We start from the raw sequence: 20,916 nt of genomic DNA on the forward strand, positions 1-20,916 counted from the left end.
GGCCGAGCAGTTGCTTACAGGCCCAGATCAGCTTCGAACGAGGCTTCTTCCAACCGCTGCTTCACAGTGGTGAGGAATCGGCCGGCGTCGGCGCCGTCGACCAGACGGTGATCGTAGGTCAGCGGCAAGTAGATCATCGAGCGAACGCCGATGGACTCGTTGCCGTTCTCGTCGGTGACCACCATCGGGCGCTTGACGATCGCGCCGGTTCCGAGCATGGCCGCCTGCGGCGGTACCAGGATCGGGGTGTCGAACAGCGCGCCCTGGCTGCCGATGTTGGTGATGGTGAAGGTTCCACCCGAGAGCTCGTCCGGCTTCAGGCCACCCGAGCGTGCACGCTTCGCGATGTCGGCGATGGCGCGAGCCAAACCGGCAAGGCCGAGATCGCCGGCGTTGTGGATGACGGGGGAGAGCAAGCCCTGATCGGTGTCCACTGCGATGCCGAGGTGCTCAGCGTCGTAGTAGGTGATCTGCTTGGCAGCCTCGTCGTAGCTGGCGTTGATGTTCGGGTGCGACTTCAGCGCCTCGACGACTGCCTTGGCGAAGAACGGAAGGAACGTCAGGTTGACGCCTTCGCGCTCGATGAAGCCGGCCTTGGCACGGGCCCGCAGGGCGACGATCTTGGTGACGTCCACCTCGAAGGTCTGCGTGAGCTGAGCGGTGTTCTGCAGCGACTCACGCGTCTTGGTGGCCGTGATCTGCCGAATACGGTTGGCTTTCTGCGTGGTTCCGCGCAGGTGTGCCAGTTCCGGTCGGACGCCTGCGGCTGCGGTGGCGGCCGGTGCGGCCGCGGGTGCTGCAGCAGGAGCAGCGGCGGCGGGAGCCTTCTTGGCCTCCGCAGCGGCGAGCACATCCTGCTTGCGGATACGGCCGCCGACGCCGGTGCCGGTGACGGTCGCGAGGTCGACGCCGTTGTCCGTGGCGAGCTTGCGCACGAGCGGGGTGACGTACGGGCTGCTGTCGCCGGAAGCTGCGGGTGCGGCCGCCGGTGCGGGAGCTGCAGCAGGCTTCGGAGCGGGTGCGGCCGGTGCGGCAGCAGGCTTGGGTGCCTCGGCCTTGGGTGCCTCAGCCTTCGGTGCTTCAGCCTTGGGTGCCGGCGGAGCGGCCGGTGCTGCGGGAGCGGCCTTGGGTGCCGGAGCCGCGGCGGGTGCGCCGGATCCGACGACGGCCAGCTGGCCACCGATCTCGACGGTGTCGTCTTCCTGCGCATTGATCTCGAGCAGGATTCCGGCGACGGGGGACGGGATTTCGGTGTCGACCTTGTCGGTCGAGACTTCGAGCAGCGCCTCGTCGACGGCAACCTCGTCGCCGACGGCCTTGAGCCAGCGGGTGACGGTGCCTTCGGTGACGGACTCGCCGAGGGCGGGCATCGTCACGGCGGTGCCTTCAGCGGAACCGCCGGAAGCAGCGGGTGCCTCGGCAGCGGGAGTTTCTTCGGCGGGTTCCTCGGCAGCCGGGGCTTCCTCGGCGGGAGCTTCCTCTGCGGCGGGGGCGGGTGCCTCTGCCTCGGGTGCTGCGGCTTCGCCGGCTTCACCGATCTGGGCGAGCTCGCCACCGATTTCCACGGTGTCGTCTTCCTGCGCGACGATCTTGGTCAGGACGCCGGCGACGGGAGACGGAATCTCGGTGTCGACCTTGTCCGTGGAGACTTCGAGCAAGGGTTCGTCGACTTCGACCGTGTCTCCTTCCTGCTTGAGCCACCGTGTGACAGTTCCCTCGGTGACGCTCTCACCTAGGGCTGGCATCTGGACGGAGAAGGCCATGTCTTTTGACTCCTCGACAGTTGTGTTCGGGTTGTTGAATTTTGTCGACTTGTGGTCGTAATGCATTGTGCTCGAGTGGCGCGCGACGTGCGGCTACTTGTAGCTATTTTGCCGATGTCGACGCGCGGGCGCGGCGTCACCGTCGTTCATCTTTCCATTGATACGCCGGGCGTGTCCGATGAGGGGGATGCCGTCCGTTTCGGGTGTGTCGGCTACTGGCGAGTAGGTATGCGTTGGGGGTCCGGCTGTAACGTCGTAAGCGGACCAAACGGTATGTCGTGCGCAGGCACAACGGACATCGCCTGGCAAACTTGACATATCGCCGGGGTGCATCCGCGGCGTCGGTACCGAGGAGGGTACGACCGTGGGACTGTTCGATCGTTTCAAGCGTCCGCCGAGTGCGGCTCAGGCCGCAGCGCAGAGTGATGCGGATCATCTGGCGAATTGGGCGCACTCGCACGAAGGCGTCGAGGCCTATGTGGAACCGCAGACGACGGTGACCGAGGTGACCGTTGTCCTCGTCGCGAAGGACGGGGAGTGGACTCGTCGTCGTGTCGGCGGCGAACGTGGTGCCCGCAAATTGGGACAAGACCTGAAGATTCCGGTCTACGACGTCCGAAAAACGGGATATCCGCAGCGTATGCGCGATCACGACGAGCGTAAGCGAATCGAACGCAAGCGGGCCCGAGAGCAGGAATTGCGCGACGGCGCCTGAACTGCTGTGCGCCTTTATTAACCTCCCGCGGTTAATAAAGGCGCACAGCAAGTGGTCAGCCGTTGACCGCGATGTCCTCCAGGACCGAGATCATCGTGCGAACCGGAACGCCGGTGCCGCCCTTGCCGGTGTAACCCCACGGCCCTGACGTGTTGTACGCAGGACCTGCGACGTCGATGTGCGCCCACTGGACACCCTCGGGAACGAATTCCTTGAGGTAGTGAGCGGCGACCAGCATGCCGCCCCAGCGGTGCGGGGTGACATTGGCCATGTCGGCGACCTTGGAGTCGAGATCTCCGCGCAGTTCCTCGGGCAGCGGCATGGCCCAACCGTTCTCGCCGACGCTCTGCGAGATGGAGGCGACGCGGTCACGGAACTCGTCCGTGCCCATGACGCCGGGGGTGCGGTTGCCGAGCGCCACCATCTGCGCACCGGTGAGGGTTGCGGTGTCGATCATGTAGTCGGGGTTGTCCTCACCCGCGCGAACCATCGCGTCGGCCAGGATCAAACGGCCCTCGGCGTCGGTGTTGACGACCTCGATGGTGATTCCGCCGTACTGGGTCAGCACGTCGCCGGGACGCTGCGCGGTTGCGGACGGCATGTTCTCGGCCATCGGGACGTATGCGACGACGTTGACGGGCAGACCGAGCTTGGCGGCAAGCACGACGGTGGAGATGACGGCTGCGGCGCCGCCCATGTCCGAGGTCATGTTCTCCATCCCGGCGGCAGGCTTGATGGAGATTCCGCCGGTGTCGAAGGTGATGCCCTTGCCCACCAGTGCGACCTTGCGGGCTCCACGCTTCTTCGACGCGTATTCGAGGCGGACGAGACGCGGCTGGCGTGACGAGCCCTTGCCGACGCCGATGATTCCGCCGTAGCCACCCTTCTCGAGTGCCTTCTCGTCGAGCACCTGGACGGTGAGCCCGGCCTCGACGCCCAGTGCCTTGGCGCGCGCGGCGAACTCGGCGGGGTAGAGGTGGCTCGGGGGAGTGTTGACGAACTCGCGTGCGGTGGCGACGGCCTCGGCGATCGCTACCGACCGTGCCAGCGTTGCCTTGGTCTCCTTGGTGCGCGGCGATGGCACCAGAAGTTCGACGCGGGCCAGTGGCTGCGAATCAGGACCGGGAGCCGTCATGGACGACTTGAATTCGGTGAAGCTGTACGCGCCCAACGCAAATCCCTCGGCGGCTGCGCCGAGATCGAGGATCGAGAGCGTGGTTGCGACGGTGTCGATGCCGGACAGTGAGCGCGCTGCAGCGCCCGCGGACTTGCGGATCTGCTCACTGTCGAGCTTGTCGGCGGAGCCGAGTCCGACGGCGAGGACGCTGGTGACCGACAGCGCGTTCGGTGCCGGGACGCGGGTGAGCTGCTCGGGCTTGCCGGTGGCGCCGACGGCGATGAGGCTGTCGAGGATCTCGGCGAGCACGTCTTCGGCGACGATGCCTTCGCTGAGTGCGATCTCGGGGCCGTCCGGACCCGACGTCAGACCGACGACCAATATCTCTGCGCGCTTGGCGACTGTGCCGGCGAGAACGAGGTCGGGTCCCAACGATCGGGCTGTGCGAGTGCTCAAGGTGTCTCCTGTGAGGTGAGTGTGCGATGCGTCCGGTTCTGGCGGATGCCTGACTCGATGTTAGGCCCTTTGCCGTTTGCGGACGGGCGATCGTCACGGCCGGGTGAGCTCTCGCTGCGGACATGTTTCGATCGGCGAAGTCCGATAGGTTGTGGGCCATGACCGACGAACAACTGTTGCAGGGCCCGATCCACCCCGTCCACGTCGAACTCGGCGCGACGTTCGCGCCGTTCGGGGGATGGCAGATGCCGGTTTCGTACGCCGGCGTCGTGGCCGAACACACCTCTGTGCGTGAGAATGTCGGACTCTTCGACGTCAGTCACCTCGGCAAGGCCGTCGTGCGTGGCGCGGGCGCCGCAGAATTCGTGAACTCCGCACTGACCAACGATCTGAACAAGATCGGGCCGGGTAAGGCTCAGTACACGTTGTGCTGCAACGAGTCCGGTGGTGTCATCGACGACCTCATCGCGTACTACGTCAGCGACGACGAGATCTTCCTCGTCCCGAACGCGGCCAATACCGCGGACGTCGTTGCGGCTCTGGTCGCCCTCGCACCGGACGGAATCACCGTCGAGGATCAGCATCGTGCCTACGGTGTGCTGGCTGTGCAGGGTCCGAAATCGGTCGCGGTTCTGACGGCGCTGGGACTTCCCACCGAGATCGAGTACATGGCGTACGAAGATGCGGAATGGAACGGCGTGCCTGTTCGTGTGTGCCGCAGCGGTTACACCGGTGAGGTCGGCTACGAACTCCTGCCGCGGTGGGAGGACAGCGAGCCGTTGTTCCGTGCGCTTCTCGAGGCAGTGCGCGCCGAGGGTGGGCAGGCCGCCGGACTCGGTGCTCGTGACACTCTTCGTACCGAGATGGGTTATCCGCTGCACGGGCATGAGCTTTCGCTCGAGATTTCTCCGCTCGAAGCGCGCTGCGGATGGGCGATCGGTTGGAAGAAGCCGACATTCTGGGGCAAAGAGACCTTGACCGACGAGAAGGCTGCCGGCCCGGCTCGCAAACTCTGGGGGATCAAGGCTCTCGATCGCGGCGTGCTTCGTGCCGGCCTCGGTGTTCTGCGTGACGGCGAGGCAATCGGCGAGACCACCTCGGGGACGTTTTCGCCTTCGCTCAAAGTGGGAATTGCGTTGGCGCTCCTCGATTCCGGTGCCAATGTCTCGGCCGGCGACGAGATCGAAGTCGACGTCCGTGGTCGTGCTCTTCGGTGCGTCGTGGTGTCTCCTCCGTTCGTGGAGACCAACACCAAGTAGAGAGCTTTTTCACGTTCGATAGGATTGCGCCCATGACAGGTGCCGCCGATTTCGTTCGTGTTCAGAGCTCGTCCCCGAAGTCCGACGCCGAGCGCCGTGACATTTTGGCGGCGCCCGGCTTCGGGCGGCACTTCACCGACCACATGGTCTCGATCGACTACACCGCGGGCAAGGGCTGGCACGACGCCCAGGTGTTGCCGTACGGAAACATCGAGCTCGATCCGGCCGCAATGGTTTTGCATTACGGACAGGCCATCTTCGAGGGCCTCAAGGCATACCGTCAGCCGGGTGGCGAGATCAGCTCGTTCCGCGTCGAGGCCAACGCCGAGCGTTTCGCAGCATCTGCGCGCCGTCTGGCCATGCCGGAGCTCCCGTCGCAGATGTTCATCGATTCCATCACCGAACTGATCGACGTCGATCTCGACTGGGTTCCCGCAGCCGGTGGCGAGGACGCGCTCTACCTCCGTCCGTTCATGTTCTCCACCGAAGCCGGACTCGGTGTCCGTCCCGCCGACGAGTACCGCTACCTGCTGATCGCCTCACCCGCCGGTGCGTACTTCCCGCGCGGCGTCAAGCCGGTCAGTGTGTGGCTGTCCACCGAATACGTTCGCGCGGCCCCCGGCGGTACCGGCGCGGCCAAGTTCGCCGGCAACTACGCCGCTTCGCTCCTCGCCCAGGCGCAAGCCGCCGACGAGGGTTGCGACCAGGTGGTCTGGCTCGACGCCATCGAGCGCACGTACGTCGAGGAAATGGGTGGAATGAACCTGTTCTTCGTCTTCGGCTCCGGCCCCGACGCTCGCCTCGTGACGCCGTCGCTGTCCGGTTCGTTGCTGCCAGGCATCACGCGCAACTCGCTGCTCGCCCTTGCCGCCGATTCCGGTTTCGCCGTCGAGGAGCGCAAGATCAGCACCGACGAATGGCGCACCAAGTGCAAGAGCGGTGAAATCACCGAGGTCTTCGCTTGCGGCACAGCAGCAGTCATCACCCCCGTCGGACGTGTCAAGTCCGCCGAGGGCGAGTTCACCATCGCCGACGGCGAGCCGGGTGAAGTGACGATGGCACTGCGCGACACCCTCACGGGCATTCAGCGCGGCACCTTCGCCGACACCCACGGCTGGATGACCAAGCTTCACTGATCGCTGGTTCGTTCCGCGAGCAACCGCTCGCGGAAGAACTGCAGAATCTCGTCTCGAGCGACGGTGGTGGGCGATCCCGCCTCGTCGACGAGATGAGCCGTCACCACGCTGTGTGGATTGGCAATTACGTGTTCGAAGAACGGTGACGTTGTCGCGTTGGCCGCTTCGTCGGGCAGTACCTTCCCGACGAAGCGCTCGCCCAGGGCCTTCGAGTAGGCCGCGAATCGCTGTGCGCGGCAGAACGGGTCACCTTGAAAGCGGTATGCAAGCACCGTGAGGTCGTCGGCTTCGAGTCTCGAGCGCACGGCTTCGAGTTCTTCGGGCCCGCTGTCGGTTTCGTCCGGTCGATCGAGCGGTAACGACGGTTGGGCGAGAACCGGCGCGATGACCGAGGGTTCGAGCATCATCGACAACGCGAAGTTGCCGGTGAAGCACATCCCGATCACGCCAACGCCAGGACCGCCGCACTCCTCGTGCGCCGAAGCGGCGAGTGCACGCAGCCAACGGACCGCCGGACTCGGTTCGTCGACAGCGAGGGCGCGGAACTCCGCACTGACGCAGGCTCTCTTGAACACCGTCAGCCCCTCGTCCACTGTGGGGACCGCTCCGGCGCGCCCGAACAGAGACGGAACGAAGACAGTGAAACCGGCGTCGCGCACCCAGCGGGCAAATCGCGCTACATGCGGGCTGATGCCCGGCATCTCCGGCATGACGATAACTGCGGGACCGGCGCCGGCCACGTACACGGACTTCGCCACTGCGTCGATGGTGATCGTTCGACGGTCGAAGTCTTCGAGCGGATCGTCTTCGGTCATGCTCCGGTTCGGCACGGTGAGCCCTCTCAGTAGTCGAAACAATTCCTCTGCACAGTCTTTCGGCGGCGGGATCAACTACAGAAGAGGGCGGTTCGCCACGTTTTCGGGCTGGCTCGCCACACGCCTTATCCGGTGCCGCCGTTGCGGAATCGCTTTCGGTAGTCGGCCGGGCTGATGCCGACGCGGTCGGTGAACAGGCGACGGAAGGTTCCGGGATCCTGATAACCGATGTGCCCCAAGATCTTTCCGATAGACCAGTCGGTCGATTCCAACAACCGTTTCGCTTTTCGGATCCGTGCCCGCTGCAGGTAACTGCGCGGCGATTCCCCGGTCTCGTCCTTGAACTTCCGAAGCATGGTTCGGGTGCTGAGGTGAAAAGCATCGGACAGCAGATCCAAGTCGTAAGGCTCCGCCATCCGTTCGACCAGCCAACTTCCGACGTCGTCGGCGAACTGTGTGTGTTTGACGGGCAGCATCGAGTCGACGATGTACGGAGATTGACTGGTTCGGTTTTCGGGCGCCAGAGTAATTCTTGCAGTCGTTCGAGCAATCTTGTCGCCGAGATGCTCGCGCACGAGTGCTGTTGCGAGGTCGAGCGCGGCAGTGAACGCCGCAGTGGTGGTGACGCCGTCGTCCTGGACGATCAACGAGTCGGTTCGAACCGTCGCACCGGGGTAACGACTCGCGAGGTCCGCACCGTACAGCCACGACGTCGTACATCGGCGTCCGTCGAGCAGTCCCGCCTCGCCCAGCAGATACGCGCCGACGCAGACCGACGACACCCGAACGCCGCGAGCCTCGCACGCACGGATGAACTCGATTTCTCTGTCCCACAGCGACAAACGCGTCGTAGGGTCTTCGGACGGCACGAGGTCGAACCCCGGCACAACCAGGTGATCGATGTCGTGATGCCCCTCCTGCACCCCGAGCGAAAATCCACCTGCCGCAACTACGGGCGTGCCCGACGCTGCGATGACCGATACCTCGAAGGGGTCGGCGGACGCTCCATCAGCGACCCGATTCGCGATCAGGAGAAGGTCGGTGAAAACGAAGATCTCGGCCGCCAGGCAACCTTCGTACGCAAGGACACCTACTCGCACGACGTCGGATCACAGTCCGAGAGTGAGTCCGACGGCCGTCAGCGTCACAGTGAGTTCGAGTGCGAATCCGAGAACGTCTCCGTTGAGTCCGCCGAATCTACGGACGCAGTGACGCACGCACAGCACACTTGTCATCAGCGCCGACGCGGTCACGAGAGGGCCGAGCCACCACCGGTCGGTGGCAAAGCCGGAAGCGGCGATCAGCGGAACCGACCACACGATTGCGGCCCACAGCGGTTGTGAATCGGCGACGAGCGCACCGAATCCGCTCGGGCTCGACGCGAGAACACCTCGGCGGCAGGCAAAAACGACGGCCACACGACCCGCAGCGACAGATACGAGAACGGCGATCCACTGCGTGGGGGAGTCGGCAACAGCGAGGACGCCGAAGGAGACCGATTGCAGCCCAAGGAAGATGAACAGTGCCGCGACCCCGAACGGTCCGGCACCGCCGCTGTGCATGACCTCGCGGGCGCGCTCCGGTGGACCGTAACAACCCAGTCCGTCGACGGAGTCTGCCAGTCCGTCCACGTGCATCCCGCGTGTCCCGAGAGCGAGCGCACCGACCGTCAGCAAGCCTGCGAGATAGGGATTCAGGCCGATACTGGTTGTGCCCCAGAGCAGAAACGTCGCGGCAATGCCGAGAGCGATCCCGGTGAGCGGAGCTGCCGCGATGGCGCGACGACCGGCAGTTCGGTCGATGTCGGAGGGACCACGAACCGGAAGGACCGTCAGCCACGAAAAGGCCAGAGGCACTCCGGACAGCGGGCCCGCCATGCTCACTCCGCCGTATCGGTCTTGGTCAGGTCGATCGACTCGGGTTCGTCGGCAGGTGCGCTGCCCTGAGTGCTGACACCGGCTTCGGAGAATGTCGCCATCTTGCCCAGGATTGCCACTGCGCCCTGAAGAATCGGGAGCGCTGTGACTGCACCTGAACCTTCACCGAGACGCATGTCGAACTCGACGATCGGGTCGAGACCCATGCGGGTCAATGCGATGGTGTGGGCGGGTTCGGTGGAGCGGTGTCCGGCGACCCACCATTCACGTGCACCGAAAGCCAGTTCGTCGGCAACCATGGCGGCTGCGGTGACCACTACGCCGTCGAGGATCACCGGCGTACGACGCGAAGCTGCCTGGGCCAGAAAGCCGGCCATCGCGGCGAGGTCGGCACCCGAAGACGTGCGCAGCAGCGCGACTGTGTCGCGAACGTGCGGACGGGCGCGACGGAGAGCGTCGCGAATCGCTGCGGTCTTGCGGATCCACCCGGCGTCGTCGATACCGGTACCTCGACCCACGACCGCGACGGGTTCACTGTCCGTCAGGGCTGCGATGAGAACAGTTGCGGGCGTCGTGTTGCCGATGCCCATGTCACCGGCGATGAGAAGATCTGCGCCCCCGTCGATTTCCTCGTCCGCGATCGCTCGGCCGGCGGCGATGGCCTGAAGGGTTTCCTCGTTCGACATGGCGTCTTCGCGGTCGATGGACCCGGAAGACCTGCGCACCTTGTAGTTCGCGACGGACGGATCGGTATCGCCGTCCACTGCGATGTCGACGACGCGTACCGTGGCGCCGGCAACCTCGGCGAGGACGTTGACTGCCGCGCCGCCCCCGAGGAAGTTGGCGACCATCTGTGCGGTCACTTCCGGCGGATAGGCGGAGACGCCGTTGCGGGCGATTCCGTGATCACCCGCGAAGACGACGACGCGAGGCCGAGCGAAAGCGTGTGGGGGACAAACTCCTTGGCAGGCTGATGCCCAGCCGGCGAGAGCCTCCAGCCGGCCCAGCGAACCGGCCGGCTTGGTCAGATCACGCTGACGCGCGTCGGCCTGCGCTCGCACGACGAGGTCGGGCGGGGTGACGGGTTCGAAGTCGGCGCTACTGACTGGCGCGACGTCAGGGTTGGATTCTGGGTTGGCAACTGGATTCGCCCCTGGAGTGGCCCCTGAATTGGCGTCGGTACTCACATCGTGCCTTCCGGTTGTGCAGCAGTATCTTTCAAGATGAGCGGTAACCCTGCAACCACTAGTACGACACGATCGCACACCGCGGCGATACGAGCGTTGAGAGTGCCGATCTCGTCGCGGAACAATCGTCCCGACCGCGTCTCGGGGATGACGGCCAAACCCACTTCGGGGCTGACCAGCACCAGGTGTCCGCGATAGTTCTCGACACTGGCGACCAGGCTGTCCGCAGCGGGGGTGACGGTGCCGCGCGGAGCGTCCCAGGCGCCTTGCCGATCGAGTTCAGTGGTCAGCCACGTTCCCAGATCGTCGACCAACGTCGCTGTGTGTGAATCGCTTTCGAGCTGCGCCGCGAGGTCACCGGCAGCTGCGGTTTCGACAGTCGACCAATGAGAAGGCCGTCTGTTGCGGTGCTGGTCGATCCGGCTTTCCCAGTCTGCGTCGGTGACATCACGTCTGGCTGTCGCCAGGTACCGGATCGGTGCCGAACTTTCGGGTAAGTGGCCTGCACAAACCAAATCCTCGGCGTGCGCGGACTTACCAGACCGCGCGCCGCCGAGGACCAAAGTTCTATACGTGTTCGTCACGCTCAGATTGCGTCGCCCGGTCCCACACGAGGCTTCGGTGCGCGCAGCTTACGGATCTGCGACGCGCGAACGAACGCGTACCAGCCGAGCTTGAACCCGCCGTCGGTGCTGTCGGGGAAGCGCTCGGCGACGCGGTTGTTGATCATGCGACCGAGCCAGATGCCTTCACCGACCATGAAGAGCATCATCACGAGCATTGCCAGCGTGACGATCTGCTGGAGCGCGGGCGTGACGAACATCGTCATGATGAGGATCAATGCGAGCGGCATGAACAGCCCGACGAGGTTGCGGCGAGCGTCGATGAAATCACGGACGTAGGCGCGAACCGGTCCCTTGTCGCGGGGGAGCAGGTACTTGTCCTCGCCGGCGAGCATGCGGGCGCGGCGGTCTGCCGACGATGCGCGACGCTCGGCGGCTTCGGCCTTGCGGTCCTCCTTGGAGCCGCGGGTCGCCTTACGGCGGGCGCGGGCTTCCTTCGCGGTCAGCGGGGCAGGGGCAACGGGGCCACGCCTCTTCGCCTCGGCGTCACGACGCTTGGGTGTGGGGCGGCCCTTGCCCACCTGCTCGATGGGCGCCTCTTCGGAGGCCGAGGATGCCTCAGTGCCCTCGACGTCACGTTTGTCGGAGTTGTCTGAGTCACCGCGGCGTAGCAATTTCACACCTCCAGGCTATTGGATAAGTGCACGGTCTGGGAAACCGACCTCGGTCTTTCTGAAAAACCCGATCGCCCGAGGCACTGAAACGCGCGAGATCGTGAAACATCGGGGTCATTCGGGACTCTTAGACTTCCGCTATGCGGGTAATAGTTGCTCCAGATTCGTTTGGTGAGACGTTGACGGCCGTCGAGGCGGCTGAGTCCATTTCTGCCGGTTGGCGACGTGGCCGACCCGAAGACGACGTCGTCACCGCGCCACAATCCGACGGTGGTCCGGGTTTCGTCGACGTCTTGGCCACGGCTGGGGGCGACATCCGGACCGCACGGGTGCCTGGGCCACTGACCGTGGGCGTCGACGCCGCGTGGCTGTTGGATTCGGACACGGCGTATATCGAGTCCGCCGAGGCTGTCGGGCTCGGTCTCCTCGGAGGTCCGCCGACACGGGACAGCGCACTCGCCGCGCACAGTCGCGGTGTCGGAGAACTGATCGCTGTCGCGCTCGAGGCAGGCGTGAAGACGATTGTCGTCGGACTCGGTGGGAGTTGCTGCACCGACGGCGGACGTGGGCTGGTGGAGGCGCTGGGCGGCTTGGAGGCTGCAAGGGCGGCTACGGCGGCCATTGCGTTGGTCGCGGCCACCGACGTCGAACACGTACTTCTCGGCGAGCACGGTGCGGCAGCGGTGTTCGGCCCGCAAAAGGGCGCCGACGCCGATGCCGTCTCTGTCCTCGAAGCGAGAAACGCGAGATGGGCCGAACAGTTGGAGTCCGCCACCGGAAAACGAGTCTCGGATTTTCCGGGTGCCGGCGCCGCGGGTGGTATCGGTGCTGCGCTGTTCGCCCTCGGTGCACAGCGGCGATCGGGGGCCGACGTCGTTGCCGATCGCACCGGCCAGGCGGCGCTATTGGCTTCCGCTGACCTGGTGATCACGGGTGAAGGCAAGTTCGACCACCAATCTCTGCGCGGCAAACTCGTCACGACGCTTGCTTCGGCCGGGGCGGCGCACGGAGTTCCGACGCTCGTCTTTGCCGGTCAGGTGACGCTCGACGCGGCGGACTTTGCGTCGACCTCGATAGTCGCGACAAAATCGGTGACGGAGTTCGCCGGGTCGGTGGAACGTGCGATGGAGGAAGCGTCGGCGTGTCTCGAGGGACTCGCCGAACACACGGCACGGGAGTGGAACATCTGGCGCGGCGCCCGGAGCTGAGGATCCACAAGCGTCGACGCGCCGTTGCCGTGTCGGGAAGACCGGATAGGATGAAGACGAATCGCACCCGGTAAGGACTGGCGGGAATAAGTCGGCAGCGGCGTACCGTTGAAGCGTTCACGGGTTGGTACGAACATTAGGGAGAGCCCATGACTGTGCAGAACGAGACCGCCACCCACGGCGTCAAAATGACCGAGGCCGCATCCGCCAAGGCGAAGGCACTCTTCGATCAGGAGGGTCGCGACGACCTCGCGCTGCGTATCGCAGTGCAGCCCGGCGGCTGTGCCGGACTGAAGTACCAGCTGTTCTTCGACGACCGCACGCTCGACGGTGACCTCACTGTCGACTTCAACGGCGTCAACCTGGTTGTCGACCGGATGAGCGCGCCGTACGTCGAAGGTGCGTCCATCGACTTCCTCGACACCATCGAGCAGCAGGGCTTCTCGATCGACAACCCCAATGCAACAGGCTCCTGCGCCTGCGGTGACTCGTTCAACTGAGTCTGTCGATCACAACTCAATTCACAAACAACTGACGCGGAACCGACATTCGGTTTCGCGTCAGTTGTTTGTGGTGACTCGGCTGCAGACGGTTCCGATCTCACGGCTCGGGCGCCGATACCGGCGCTACGGGCGGTAACGTGAACTTTTGCTCCACTTTCATTCGTGTACTCACTTCGCTGAAAGGCCACGATCCGTGACTATTGCGGTAACCGGTTCCATCGCCACCGACCACTTGATGCGCTTCCCCGGCCGCTTCGCCGATCAGCTCCTCGCCGATCAGCTCGCCCACGTTTCGCTGAGTTTCCTGGTGGACGATCTCGTGATTCGCCGCGGTGGTGTCGGCGGCAACATCGCTTACGCCATGGGCGTGCTCGGTGGGTCCCCGCTACTCGTCGGCGCAGTCGGTGCCGACTTCGCCGAGTACCGCACGTGGCTCGAGGACAACGGCGTCGACTGCAGCGCGGTCCGTATCTCGGACAAGGCACATACGGCGCGTTTCGTGTGCACCACCGACGAGGACATGGCGCAGATCGCGTCGTTCTACCCCGGTGCGATGAGCGAGGCCCGCGAGATCGAACTCGCGGCAGTGGCCAAGACTGCGGGCGCAGTCGAGCTGGTGCTGATCGGCGCCAACGACCCCGAGGCCATGGTTCGCCATACCGACGAATGCCGTCTGCTCGGAATCCCGTTCGCAGCGGATCCGTCGCAGCAGCTTGCTCGCTTGTCCGGTGACGAGGCCAAGGCGCTCATCCACGGTGCGAAGTACTTGTTCACCAACGAGTACGAGTGGGGTCTGCTTCAGCAGAAGACTGGTCTGAGCGAGGAAGAGATCCGCGCGCAGGTCGGCATTCGTGTCACCACCCTCGGCTCCAAGGGTGTGGAAATTGTTGACGCCGAGGGTAATTGGGTGCGCGTCGACGTAGTGCCCGAGACCGGCAAGGTGGATCCGACGGGCGTTGGCGACGGTTTCCGCGCCGGGTTCCTGCTCGCACACGGCGCTGGCCTGAGCTTCGAGCGCGCCGCACAGCTGGGATCTTTGGTCGCTGTGCTGATCCTCGAGACCGTGGGAACGCAGGAGTGGGTGTTCAATCGCGACGAGGCTCTCAAGCGCCTTACCGACGCTTATGGAAGTGCGGCAGCGGACGAGATCGCGACGATCCTGCCGAAGTAGGGCTCCGCCCCGTGAGTGGTTGAGGAGTCCGGAGACTCCCTGACCACTCACGGGGCCGAAGGCCTAGATGTTGACCGGGTACACCGGTTCCTGGATCTGCGGCACGATGCGCTTCTCCACGAAGATCCCGTGCCAGACCATGAACGTCAGCACGGTCCACAGGCGTCGGCTGTGGTCGGACACGCCCTCGCGGTGATCGTTGAGCATCTTCACGACGGCCTGCTTGTCGAAGATGTGGTCGGTACCCGACTCCTCGATCTGCAGATGTGCCCAGTCGAAGAGTTCGGTGCCGCGCAGCCAATGGCGTAGGGGAACCGGGAATCCGAGCTTCGCACGGTGCAGAACATGGTGCGGCACAATGCCTTCCAGGGCCTGACGCAGTGCGTACTTGGTTGTGTCCTTCGTGATCTTCTGATCGAGCGGCACGCGTGACGCTACGTCGAAGACCTCGGGATCGAGGAACGGCACACGCAGTTCCAGCGAGTTGGCCATCGTCATCTTGTCGGCCTTGACGAGGATGTCGCCGCGCAGCCAGGTGAACAGGTCGAGATGCTGCATCCGGGCAACCGGATCCCAGTCCCGTGACTGCGCGTAGATCGGCGCGGTGACGTCCTGGTGAGTCCACTCGGGGCGGAAATCGCGAAGGACGGCGCGGAGTTGAGCGTCGTTGAAGCTACGAGCATTGCCGTAGTAGCGCTCCTCGAGGGTCAACGAACCGCGATTGAGCAGACTCTTGCCGCGAGTACCGTCCGGGATGCGTTCGGACAACTTGCCCGCAGCCCGACGTAATCCCTTGGGGAGGTACTCGAAAGGCTTGAGCGACAACGGCTCACGGTAAATCGTGTAGCCGCCGAACAGCTCGTCGGCACCCTCGCCGGACAGCACGACCTTGACGTGCTTGCGGGCTTCCTTGGCGATGAACCACAGCGGAATCAATGCCGGATCGGCTACCGGGTCGTCGAGGTACCAGACGATCTCGGGAATGGCAGCGGCGAACTCGGCGGGGGAGACCACCTTGACGACGTGCTTCGCGCCGATCGCCGCGGCAGATTCTGCAGCGACGTCGACCTCGGAATAGCCCTCACGTTCGAAACCGGTCGTGAAGGTGATCAGGTTGGGGTTGTGGCGCATCGCCAGCGCCGCGATCGCCGTGGAGTCGATACCACCGGACAGGAATGAACCGACGGTGACGTCGGCGCGCATGTGCTTGGCGACCGAATCCTCGAGTGCCTCGGCGATTTCCTGGTAGCGCGCCTTCTCGGTGCCAGGTGCAAAAGGCTTGGCCGGGAACTTCGGCGTGAAGTACCTCGTGAACGTGGGTTCCTCGCCCGGACGCACCCGGGCGAAGCTGCCCGACTCCAGGCGTCGGATCTCCTTGTGCAGTGTTTCCGGCTCCGGTACGTACTGCAGAACGGTGTAGTGCTCGATGGCGCGCGGATCCAGCTCGGTACCGATGCCGATCAGATCGGTGAGTTCGAGCAGGCTCTTCTTCTCACTGCCGAACGCGGTGCCGCCGGCGCCGGTAGCAATGAACAGCGGCTTGATCCCGAACGGATCGCGCGCGATGAACAGCTCGCGTGTGTCGGTGTCCCAGATCGCAAACGCGAACATTCCGCGCAGGCGCCGGACCGCATCCTCACCCCAGTAGTGGAATGCAGCGACGATGGCCTCGGAGTCGCCCTCGGTGAAGAACTTGGCGTCGTGGTCCTTGACCAGTTCGGCGCGGATCTCCAGGTAGTTGTAGATCTCGCCGTTGAAAGTGAGCGCATAACGCTCCGGGTTCTCCGGCGGGCCCCAACGCAGCGGCTGGTGGGAATGAGCGATGTCGATGATCGCCAGGCGGTTGAACCCGAAGACGAGGTGGTCGTCGTTCCACGTCCCGTGTTCGTCCGGCCCGCGGTGACGAAGGCAATGCATCGCCTGGTCGACCCGCGAGACGGCGTCCTCGCTGGTTCCGCCAGATGTCAGTAGCCCGAGCAGTCCACACACAGCGTCCGGTTCCTCGATTCAGAATTTTTGTAGAGAAGGCTCCCGGACACGAGTGTCGGGGAGAGGTCAACGAACTCTTGTCGAAAGTATGCCGCAGATCGACGTCCCTGCCGATCGCGGCGGAACGAATCGACGTGATGTGCGTCGCCGAAACGACCTGAGCCGTTCCTGAGCAGCACCTGAGAGAGCTGTGTGACGTCCGCCGCGACACGGGCGAGGACCCGAGGATGGATAGCGCCCGGCTTTGGTCTACGCTGCGTAGTAATTGGGCCTTCCCTCCGGGCATGCCCTAGTTGAATTTTGTGGCGATCAGGAAGGCGTGAACGTGGCGCAAGGTCGGATCCTTCGGCGAGCGGGGCTGGCAGTATCTCTGGGCATTGCTGCCTTGCTGCTGTCGGGTTGCTCCATCGACAACGAAGTGCTTCGTTTCGGGTGGCCTTCGGGCATCACCCCGGAGGCGACGCGCATGCGTGAGCTGTGGACGTGGTCGGTCGTAGCCGCCCTCGTCATGGGTGTGCTGGTGTGGGGACTGGTCTTCTGGGCCGTCATCTTCCACCGCAAGAAGAAGGACTCGCCGGAATTCCCGCGTCAGACGGCATACAACGTGCCTCTCGAACTCGGTTACACGGCAGTTCCCTTCGTCATCATCGCGGTTCTCTTCTACTTCACCGTCATCGTCCAGAACCATGTTCTGGACAAGACGGACAACCCTGACGTCGTCGTAGACGTCACGGCATTCCAGTGGAACTGGAAGTTCGGCTACCGCTCCATCGAGTTCGGTGACGGCAGTGCCAAGTACAACGGCATCGACGTCGAAGCCGAAGAGGCTGCCAAGGCCGAGGGCTCCACTGTCAACGATCACGGCGAAGAAGTTCCCGGCCCGATCCACGGCAACAGCACCGAGGACCTGAGCTACCTGCACTACGACAAGATCGAGACTGTCGGCTCCAGCCAGGAGATCCCGATCCTCGTTCTGCCCACCGGCAAGCGGATCCAGTTCGAACTCGCTTCCTCGGACGTCATCCACGCTTTCTGGGTGCCTGAGTTCCTGTTCAAGCGCGACGTTCTCCCGAACCCCAAGGAGAACCACTCGGACAACATCTTCCAGATCAGTGAGATCGAGAAGGAAGGCGCGTTCGTCGGGCGTTGTGCAGAAATGTGTGGCACGTTCCACGCGATGATGAACTTCGAGGTTCGTGCGGTTTCGCCCGAGGACTTCGCCAAGTACATCGAACTGCGCAAGGGTGACGCGGAGGGCAAGGGTGGTCTGACAACCGCCGAGGCCCTGCAGGCAATCGGTCAGTCGCCGGTGGCTACGTCGACCACGCCGTTCAACACCGACCGCGAGTACCGTCAGGCAACCGTCGCCACTGCAGGCAACTGAGCCGGCCAGCCTCTTCACTGAACAAGGACAAGTGCTGATATGAAGATCGAAGCCAAGCTCTTCGAGATCCTGACGATGTTCTTCATTCTCGTCGCGATCATCTACGGAGTGTTCACCGCTCTGTCACGCACAGGTATCGAGTGGGCCGGACTGACGGCCATCGTCCTGTCTGCAGGTCTGACGCTCATCGTGGGTACCTACTTCCGCTTCGTTGCCCGTCGTCTGGACACCCGTCCCGAGGACTACGACGACGCAGAAATCTCGGATGGTGCAGGAGAACTGGGCTTCTTCAGCCCGGGTAGCTTCTGGCCGATCCTGCTTGCCGCCGCAGCTGCACTCGCGGCAGTGTCGCTGGCGTACTTCCAGCCGTGGCTCATCGCAGTCGCAGTTGTCTGTGTGCTCGCCGCAGCCGCAGGCCTGGTGTTCGAGTACTACACCGGACCTGAGAAGCACTAGTTTCACACGCACTCGAACAGAGGCGCCGCACCCACCCGGGTACGGCGCCTCTGTTGTCGTATCTGCGAGTTGCGGTACGAGGGTGCCGATTACCCAACCGCTCTTTGTCAATCGTGGAGCGAGTATTCGAGGTCGTAGCGGTGCAGACCGTCGACGATCTCTAGCTCGAGAGTGCCCGAGATGCCCTTCAGCTCGCCGGTTCCGGACCCCGGCACGATCTCGTACAGCAGCTTCTGCGTTCCGTTGATCATCTGACCGAACTGCTGCAGGGCGAACGATCCCACAGCTTCGTCGACCTGCCCGGTGACAAACTCCAAAGCGACGTAGCCCGCTTCACCGGTTGTCGGATCGCCCGCGGACAGCATGAGTCCGGTCGATGTTCCTTCGACGCCGCCGATGAACGTCTTGTCGAACTCGAAGCGCCCGACGCGTCCGGAGAGCTCAGGATCGGCGGGGCGGAGATCGATCTCGAAGGTGCCGCGTGCATGGGATGTCATGGTCCGAGTATCTCACCAGGCGGCAACGCCTCGAGGGGACTACCGAGAACGTGCAACACTCCGTAGATGATCCTCGAACATGCCGTCCTGCAGGTCGATCCGTCGCAGTCAGCGCGATTCGAGGCCGCGTTCGATGTGGCCCGAACCATCATCTCCGAGGTCCCCGGATTCATCAGGCTGCGACTCTCGCACTGCCTGGAATCGCCGGAGCGGTATCTCTTGCTCGTCGAGTGGGAAGACGTGGAGTCACACACCATCGGGTTCCGTCAGTCCACGGGATACGAGAAGTGGCGAGAACTTCTCCACCACTTCTACGAGCCGTTCCCGACGGTGGAGCACTATTCAACTGTGCTCGAGGTCTAGCAAGGCGTCGTGCCCGCTGTTGTCGGCGCTCAGACGTCGAACTGGGGGAGTGGTGACCCAATGGAGGTTGTCATGCTGAATCGCTCAGAGAACGAGTGAGGCCCCGAACCGGAATCCGGTTCGGGGCCTCACTGGTCAACTGTCGTTCTTAGTGGAGTTCTCCACTGGAACCATCGGACTTGCCGTTGGTTCGGTTCTGGTAGTCCAGAAGGATCTGAAGCTGCTCGTGCTCAGCTTCGTGATGAGCGGCTTCGAGAGCCTCGCTCTCCTCGACTGGGTCAGCGGTGATGAGGCTACCGCTACCGGGCTTGCCGGCGAGGCCGAGCTTGTTCATCTTCTTCGGGACAGCGGCACCCTGGTACTCGAGCGGGATCGGGTGTCCGTGCTCGTCGACGGGGCCGAGCGGCTGGTGGATCTCGATGTACTGGCCGTTCGGCATCCGCTTGATGATGCCGGTCTCGATGCCGTGTTCGAGGACTGCACGGTCACTGCGCTGCAGGCCGATGCAGAACCGGTACGTCACGAAGTACGCGATGGGCGGAAGGATGACCATGCCGATACGGCCGATCCACGTCATTGCGTTCAGCGAGATGTGAAGGTGGTACGCGATGATGTCGTTGATGCAGGAGATCGTGAGCACCAGGTAGAACGCGATGGACATCGCACCGATAGCGGTACGGACCGGCACGTCGCGCGGGCGCTGCAGGATGTTGTGGTGAGCGTCGTCTCCGGTGAGACGCTTCTCGATCCACGGGTACGCGATCAACAGTGCGAAGACGAGGCCCATGATCAGGGCGACGGCGAACACAGCGGGGATCGTGTAGCGGCCGAACAGGTAGATCTCCCACGCCGGCCACAGTCGAGCAAGGCCGTCCGTCCACATCATGTAGATATCGGGCTGGGAACCTGCCGAGACCTGTGACGGGTTGTAAGGACCGATGTTCCACACGGGGTTGATCTGGAACAGACCACCGAGCAGTGCGAGCACGCCGAAGGTCATGGCGAAGAACGCGCCACCCTTCATCGCGAAGACCGGGAGGATGCGGACGCCGACTACGTTCTGTTCCGTACGGCCGGGGCCGGGGAACTGCGTGTGCTTCTGGTACCAGACCAACGCGAGGTGGCCGGCGATCAGAGCCAGGATGATGCCCGGGAACAGCAGCACGTGAGCGACGTAGAGACGCGGGATAATGAGGTCGCCGGGGAAGTCGCCGTCGAAGATCAGCCAGTGCATCCAGGTACCGACGATCGGGATACTCATCGTGATACCACCGAAGGCGGCGCGGAGGCCGGTGCCCGAGAGCAGGTCGTCGGGGATGGTGTAACCGAAGAAGCCTTCGAACATCGCCAGGATGAGCAGCAGGCAGCCGATGACCCAGTTCGCTTCACGCGGACGACGGAATGCGCCGGTGAAGAAGATGCGAGCGAGGTGAACGATGATCGACGCCGCGAACATCAGTGCAGCCCAGTGGTGAATCTGGCGAACGAAGAGACCGCCGCGCACCTCGAAGGAGATGTTCAGGGTCGTCTCGTAGGCGCGAGACATCGTGACACCGCGAAGCGGCTGGTACGCGCCCTGGTAGACGACGTGTGCCATCGACGGATCGAAGAACAGTGTCAGGAATACCCCGGAGATCAGCAGGATCACGAAGCTGTAGAGCGCGATCTCGCCGAGCATGAAGGACCAGTGCGTCGGGAAGACCTTGTTGATCTGCCGGCGCATGCCTGCGGCGAGGTGGTAGCGGGAGTCCATAGCCTCCGCTTGTCCAGCCGCTGCCGCGCT

20 protein-coding genes are annotated in these 20,916 nt (G+C 63.9%); 9 read left to right on the forward strand and 11 right to left on the reverse strand.

Going from position 1 to position 20,916, the window contains the following annotated elements; translation table 11 throughout:
• Positions 1-14: 14 nt before the first annotated feature.
• Positions 15-1,763 (reverse strand): 2-oxoglutarate dehydrogenase, E2 component, dihydrolipoamide succinyltransferase, encoded by a 1,749-nt coding sequence (gene sucB, locus RE4_RS15675; RefSeq protein ID WP_020908115.1) that lies wholly within the window; start codon positions 1,761-1,763, stop codon positions 15-17.
• Between the two features lie 364 nt (positions 1,764-2,127).
• Between sucB and RE4_RS15680 the strand changes: the two genes are divergently transcribed.
• A complete protein-coding gene (locus RE4_RS15680) occupies positions 2,128-2,478 on the forward strand; it encodes a hypothetical protein (protein ID WP_003941713.1) in 351 nt (116 codons plus the stop codon).
• 55 nt (positions 2,479-2,533) lie between these two features.
• Here RE4_RS15680 and RE4_RS15685 read toward each other — a convergent pair whose 3' ends face one another.
• Positions 2,534-4,051, reverse strand: a complete 1,518-nt coding sequence (locus RE4_RS15685; protein WP_060938895.1) for a leucyl aminopeptidase — start codon at positions 4,049-4,051, stop codon at positions 2,534-2,536.
• A 158-nt stretch (positions 4,052-4,209) separates the two neighbouring features.
• Here RE4_RS15685 and gcvT point away from each other — a divergent pair, with 158 nt between their 5' ends.
• Together gcvT and RE4_RS15695 are read left to right on the forward strand one after the other, a co-directional pair.
• Positions 4,210-5,310, forward strand: coding sequence for a glycine cleavage system aminomethyltransferase GcvT (gene gcvT, locus RE4_RS15690; protein ID WP_003941726.1), 1,101 nt, complete (start codon positions 4,210-4,212; stop codon positions 5,308-5,310).
• Positions 5,311-5,342: 32 nt separating this feature from the next.
• Positions 5,343-6,446, forward strand: a complete 1,104-nt coding sequence (locus RE4_RS15695; RefSeq protein WP_003941766.1) for a branched-chain amino acid aminotransferase — start codon at positions 5,343-5,345, stop codon at positions 6,444-6,446.
• On the opposite strand, the gene RE4_RS15700 is transcribed toward RE4_RS15695, so the two are convergent.
• The 6 genes from RE4_RS15700 to RE4_RS15725 form a co-directional block, all read right to left on the reverse strand.
• Positions 6,440-7,261, reverse strand: a complete 822-nt coding sequence (locus tag RE4_RS15700) for a dienelactone hydrolase family protein (protein ID WP_081098373.1) — start codon at positions 7,259-7,261, stop codon at positions 6,440-6,442. The genes RE4_RS15695 and RE4_RS15700 overlap by 7 nt on opposite strands.
• A gap of 125 nt (positions 7,262-7,386) precedes the next feature.
• Complete coding sequence (locus RE4_RS15705; RefSeq protein ID WP_060938897.1) at positions 7,387-8,361, reverse strand: GlxA family transcriptional regulator; 975 nt, start codon at positions 8,359-8,361, stop codon at positions 7,387-7,389.
• A gap of 9 nt (positions 8,362-8,370) precedes the next feature.
• The gene (locus RE4_RS15710) at positions 8,371-9,138 is read right to left on the reverse strand and encodes an adenosylcobinamide-GDP ribazoletransferase (protein WP_081098374.1); all 768 of its coding nucleotides are present in this window, start codon (positions 9,136-9,138) and stop codon (positions 8,371-8,373) included.
• Positions 9,139-9,140: 2 nt separating this feature from the next.
• Complete coding sequence (cobT, locus tag RE4_RS15715) at positions 9,141-10,199, reverse strand: nicotinate-nucleotide--dimethylbenzimidazole phosphoribosyltransferase (RefSeq protein ID WP_211917824.1); 1,059 nt, start codon at positions 10,197-10,199, stop codon at positions 9,141-9,143.
• Positions 10,200-10,321: 122 nt separating this feature from the next.
• Positions 10,322-10,909 (reverse strand): bifunctional adenosylcobinamide kinase/adenosylcobinamide-phosphate guanylyltransferase, encoded by a 588-nt coding sequence (gene cobU / locus RE4_RS15720; protein WP_060938899.1) that lies wholly within the window; start codon positions 10,907-10,909, stop codon positions 10,322-10,324.
• Positions 10,910-10,911: 2 nt separating this feature from the next.
• Positions 10,912-11,568, reverse strand: coding sequence for a DUF3043 domain-containing protein (locus RE4_RS15725; RefSeq protein ID WP_007730051.1), 657 nt, complete (start codon positions 11,566-11,568; stop codon positions 10,912-10,914).
• Between the two features lie 134 nt (positions 11,569-11,702).
• Between RE4_RS15725 and RE4_RS15730 the strand changes: the two genes are divergently transcribed.
• The 3 genes from RE4_RS15730 (at position 11,703) to RE4_RS15740 (ending at position 14,444) form a co-directional block, all read left to right on the forward strand.
• The gene (locus RE4_RS15730) at positions 11,703-12,770 is read left to right on the forward strand and encodes a glycerate kinase family protein (RefSeq protein WP_060938900.1); all 1,068 of its coding nucleotides are present in this window, start codon (positions 11,703-11,705) and stop codon (positions 12,768-12,770) included.
• A gap of 149 nt (positions 12,771-12,919) precedes the next feature.
• Complete coding sequence (locus RE4_RS15735) at positions 12,920-13,270, forward strand: HesB/IscA family protein (protein ID WP_007730053.1); 351 nt, start codon at positions 12,920-12,922, stop codon at positions 13,268-13,270.
• Positions 13,271-13,466: 196 nt separating this feature from the next.
• Entirely contained in the window at positions 13,467-14,444 is a 978-nt protein-coding gene (locus RE4_RS15740; RefSeq protein WP_003941700.1) for a carbohydrate kinase family protein, read from the forward strand.
• Between the two features lie 63 nt (positions 14,445-14,507).
• On the opposite strand, the gene asnB is transcribed toward RE4_RS15740, so the two are convergent.
• Entirely contained in the window at positions 14,508-16,433 is a 1,926-nt protein-coding gene (asnB, locus tag RE4_RS15745; protein ID WP_019748911.1) for an asparagine synthase (glutamine-hydrolyzing), read from the reverse strand.
• Between the two features lie 319 nt (positions 16,434-16,752).
• Between asnB and ctaC the strand changes: the two genes are divergently transcribed.
• Positions 16,753-17,817: an aa3-type cytochrome oxidase subunit II gene (gene ctaC / locus RE4_RS15750; RefSeq protein ID WP_019748910.1), complete on the forward strand. Its 1,065-nt coding sequence runs from the start codon at positions 16,753-16,755 to the stop codon at positions 17,815-17,817.
• Positions 17,818-17,856: 39 nt separating this feature from the next.
• Positions 17,857-18,273 (forward strand): cytochrome c oxidase subunit 4, encoded by a 417-nt coding sequence (locus RE4_RS15755; protein ID WP_003941723.1) that lies wholly within the window; start codon positions 17,857-17,859, stop codon positions 18,271-18,273.
• A 107-nt stretch (positions 18,274-18,380) separates the two neighbouring features.
• On the opposite strand, the gene RE4_RS15760 is transcribed toward RE4_RS15755, so the two are convergent.
• Complete coding sequence (locus RE4_RS15760; protein ID WP_020908106.1) at positions 18,381-18,770, reverse strand: DUF3224 domain-containing protein; 390 nt, start codon at positions 18,768-18,770, stop codon at positions 18,381-18,383.
• 66 nt (positions 18,771-18,836) lie between these two features.
• Between RE4_RS15760 and RE4_RS15765 the strand changes: the two genes are divergently transcribed.
• The gene (locus RE4_RS15765) at positions 18,837-19,133 is read left to right on the forward strand and encodes an antibiotic biosynthesis monooxygenase family protein (RefSeq protein ID WP_020908105.1); all 297 of its coding nucleotides are present in this window, start codon (positions 18,837-18,839) and stop codon (positions 19,131-19,133) included.
• A 148-nt stretch (positions 19,134-19,281) separates the two neighbouring features.
• On the opposite strand, the gene qcrB is transcribed toward RE4_RS15765, so the two are convergent.
• Positions 19,282-20,886: a cytochrome bc1 complex cytochrome b subunit gene (gene qcrB, locus RE4_RS15770; protein WP_044480654.1), complete on the reverse strand. Its 1,605-nt coding sequence runs from the start codon at positions 20,884-20,886 to the stop codon at positions 19,282-19,284.
• Between the last annotated feature and the right edge of the window lie 30 nt (positions 20,887-20,916).

Origin of the sequence: Rhodococcus erythropolis NBRC 15567, from assembly GCF_001552595.1 — a bacterium.
GTDB lineage: Bacteria > Actinomycetota > Actinomycetes > Mycobacteriales > Mycobacteriaceae > Rhodococcus_F > Rhodococcus_F erythropolis.

Bases quoted from the DNA above. Each gene is read 5' to 3' on its own strand.
- RE4_RS15735 (WP_007730053.1), top strand. From the start codon at position 12,920: ATGACTGTGCAGAACGAGACCGCCACCCACGGCGTCAAAATGACCGAG.
- RE4_RS15760 (WP_020908106.1), bottom strand. From the start codon at position 18,770: ATGACATCCCATGCACGCGGCACCTTCGAGATCGATCTCCGCCCCGCC.
- RE4_RS15765 (WP_020908105.1), top strand. From the start codon at position 18,837: ATGATCCTCGAACATGCCGTCCTGCAGGTCGATCCGTCGCAGTCAGCG.
- RE4_RS15695 (WP_003941766.1), top strand. From the start codon at position 5,343: ATGACAGGTGCCGCCGATTTCGTTCGTGTTCAGAGCTCGTCCCCGAAG.
- RE4_RS15755 (WP_003941723.1), top strand. From the start codon at position 17,857: ATGAAGATCGAAGCCAAGCTCTTCGAGATCCTGACGATGTTCTTCATT.
- qcrB (WP_044480654.1), bottom strand. From the start codon at position 20,886: ATGGACTCCCGCTACCACCTCGCCGCAGGCATGCGCCGGCAGATCAAC.
- gcvT (WP_003941726.1), top strand. From the start codon at position 4,210: ATGACCGACGAACAACTGTTGCAGGGCCCGATCCACCCCGTCCACGTC.
- RE4_RS15710 (WP_081098374.1), bottom strand. From the start codon at position 9,138: ATGGCGGGCCCGCTGTCCGGAGTGCCTCTGGCCTTTTCGTGGCTGACG.
- RE4_RS15730 (WP_060938900.1), top strand. From the start codon at position 11,703: ATGCGGGTAATAGTTGCTCCAGATTCGTTTGGTGAGACGTTGACGGCC.
- sucB (WP_020908115.1), bottom strand. From the start codon at position 1,763: ATGGCCTTCTCCGTCCAGATGCCAGCCCTAGGTGAGAGCGTCACCGAG.
- RE4_RS15700 (WP_081098373.1), bottom strand. From the start codon at position 7,261: ATGACCGAAGACGATCCGCTCGAAGACTTCGACCGTCGAACGATCACC.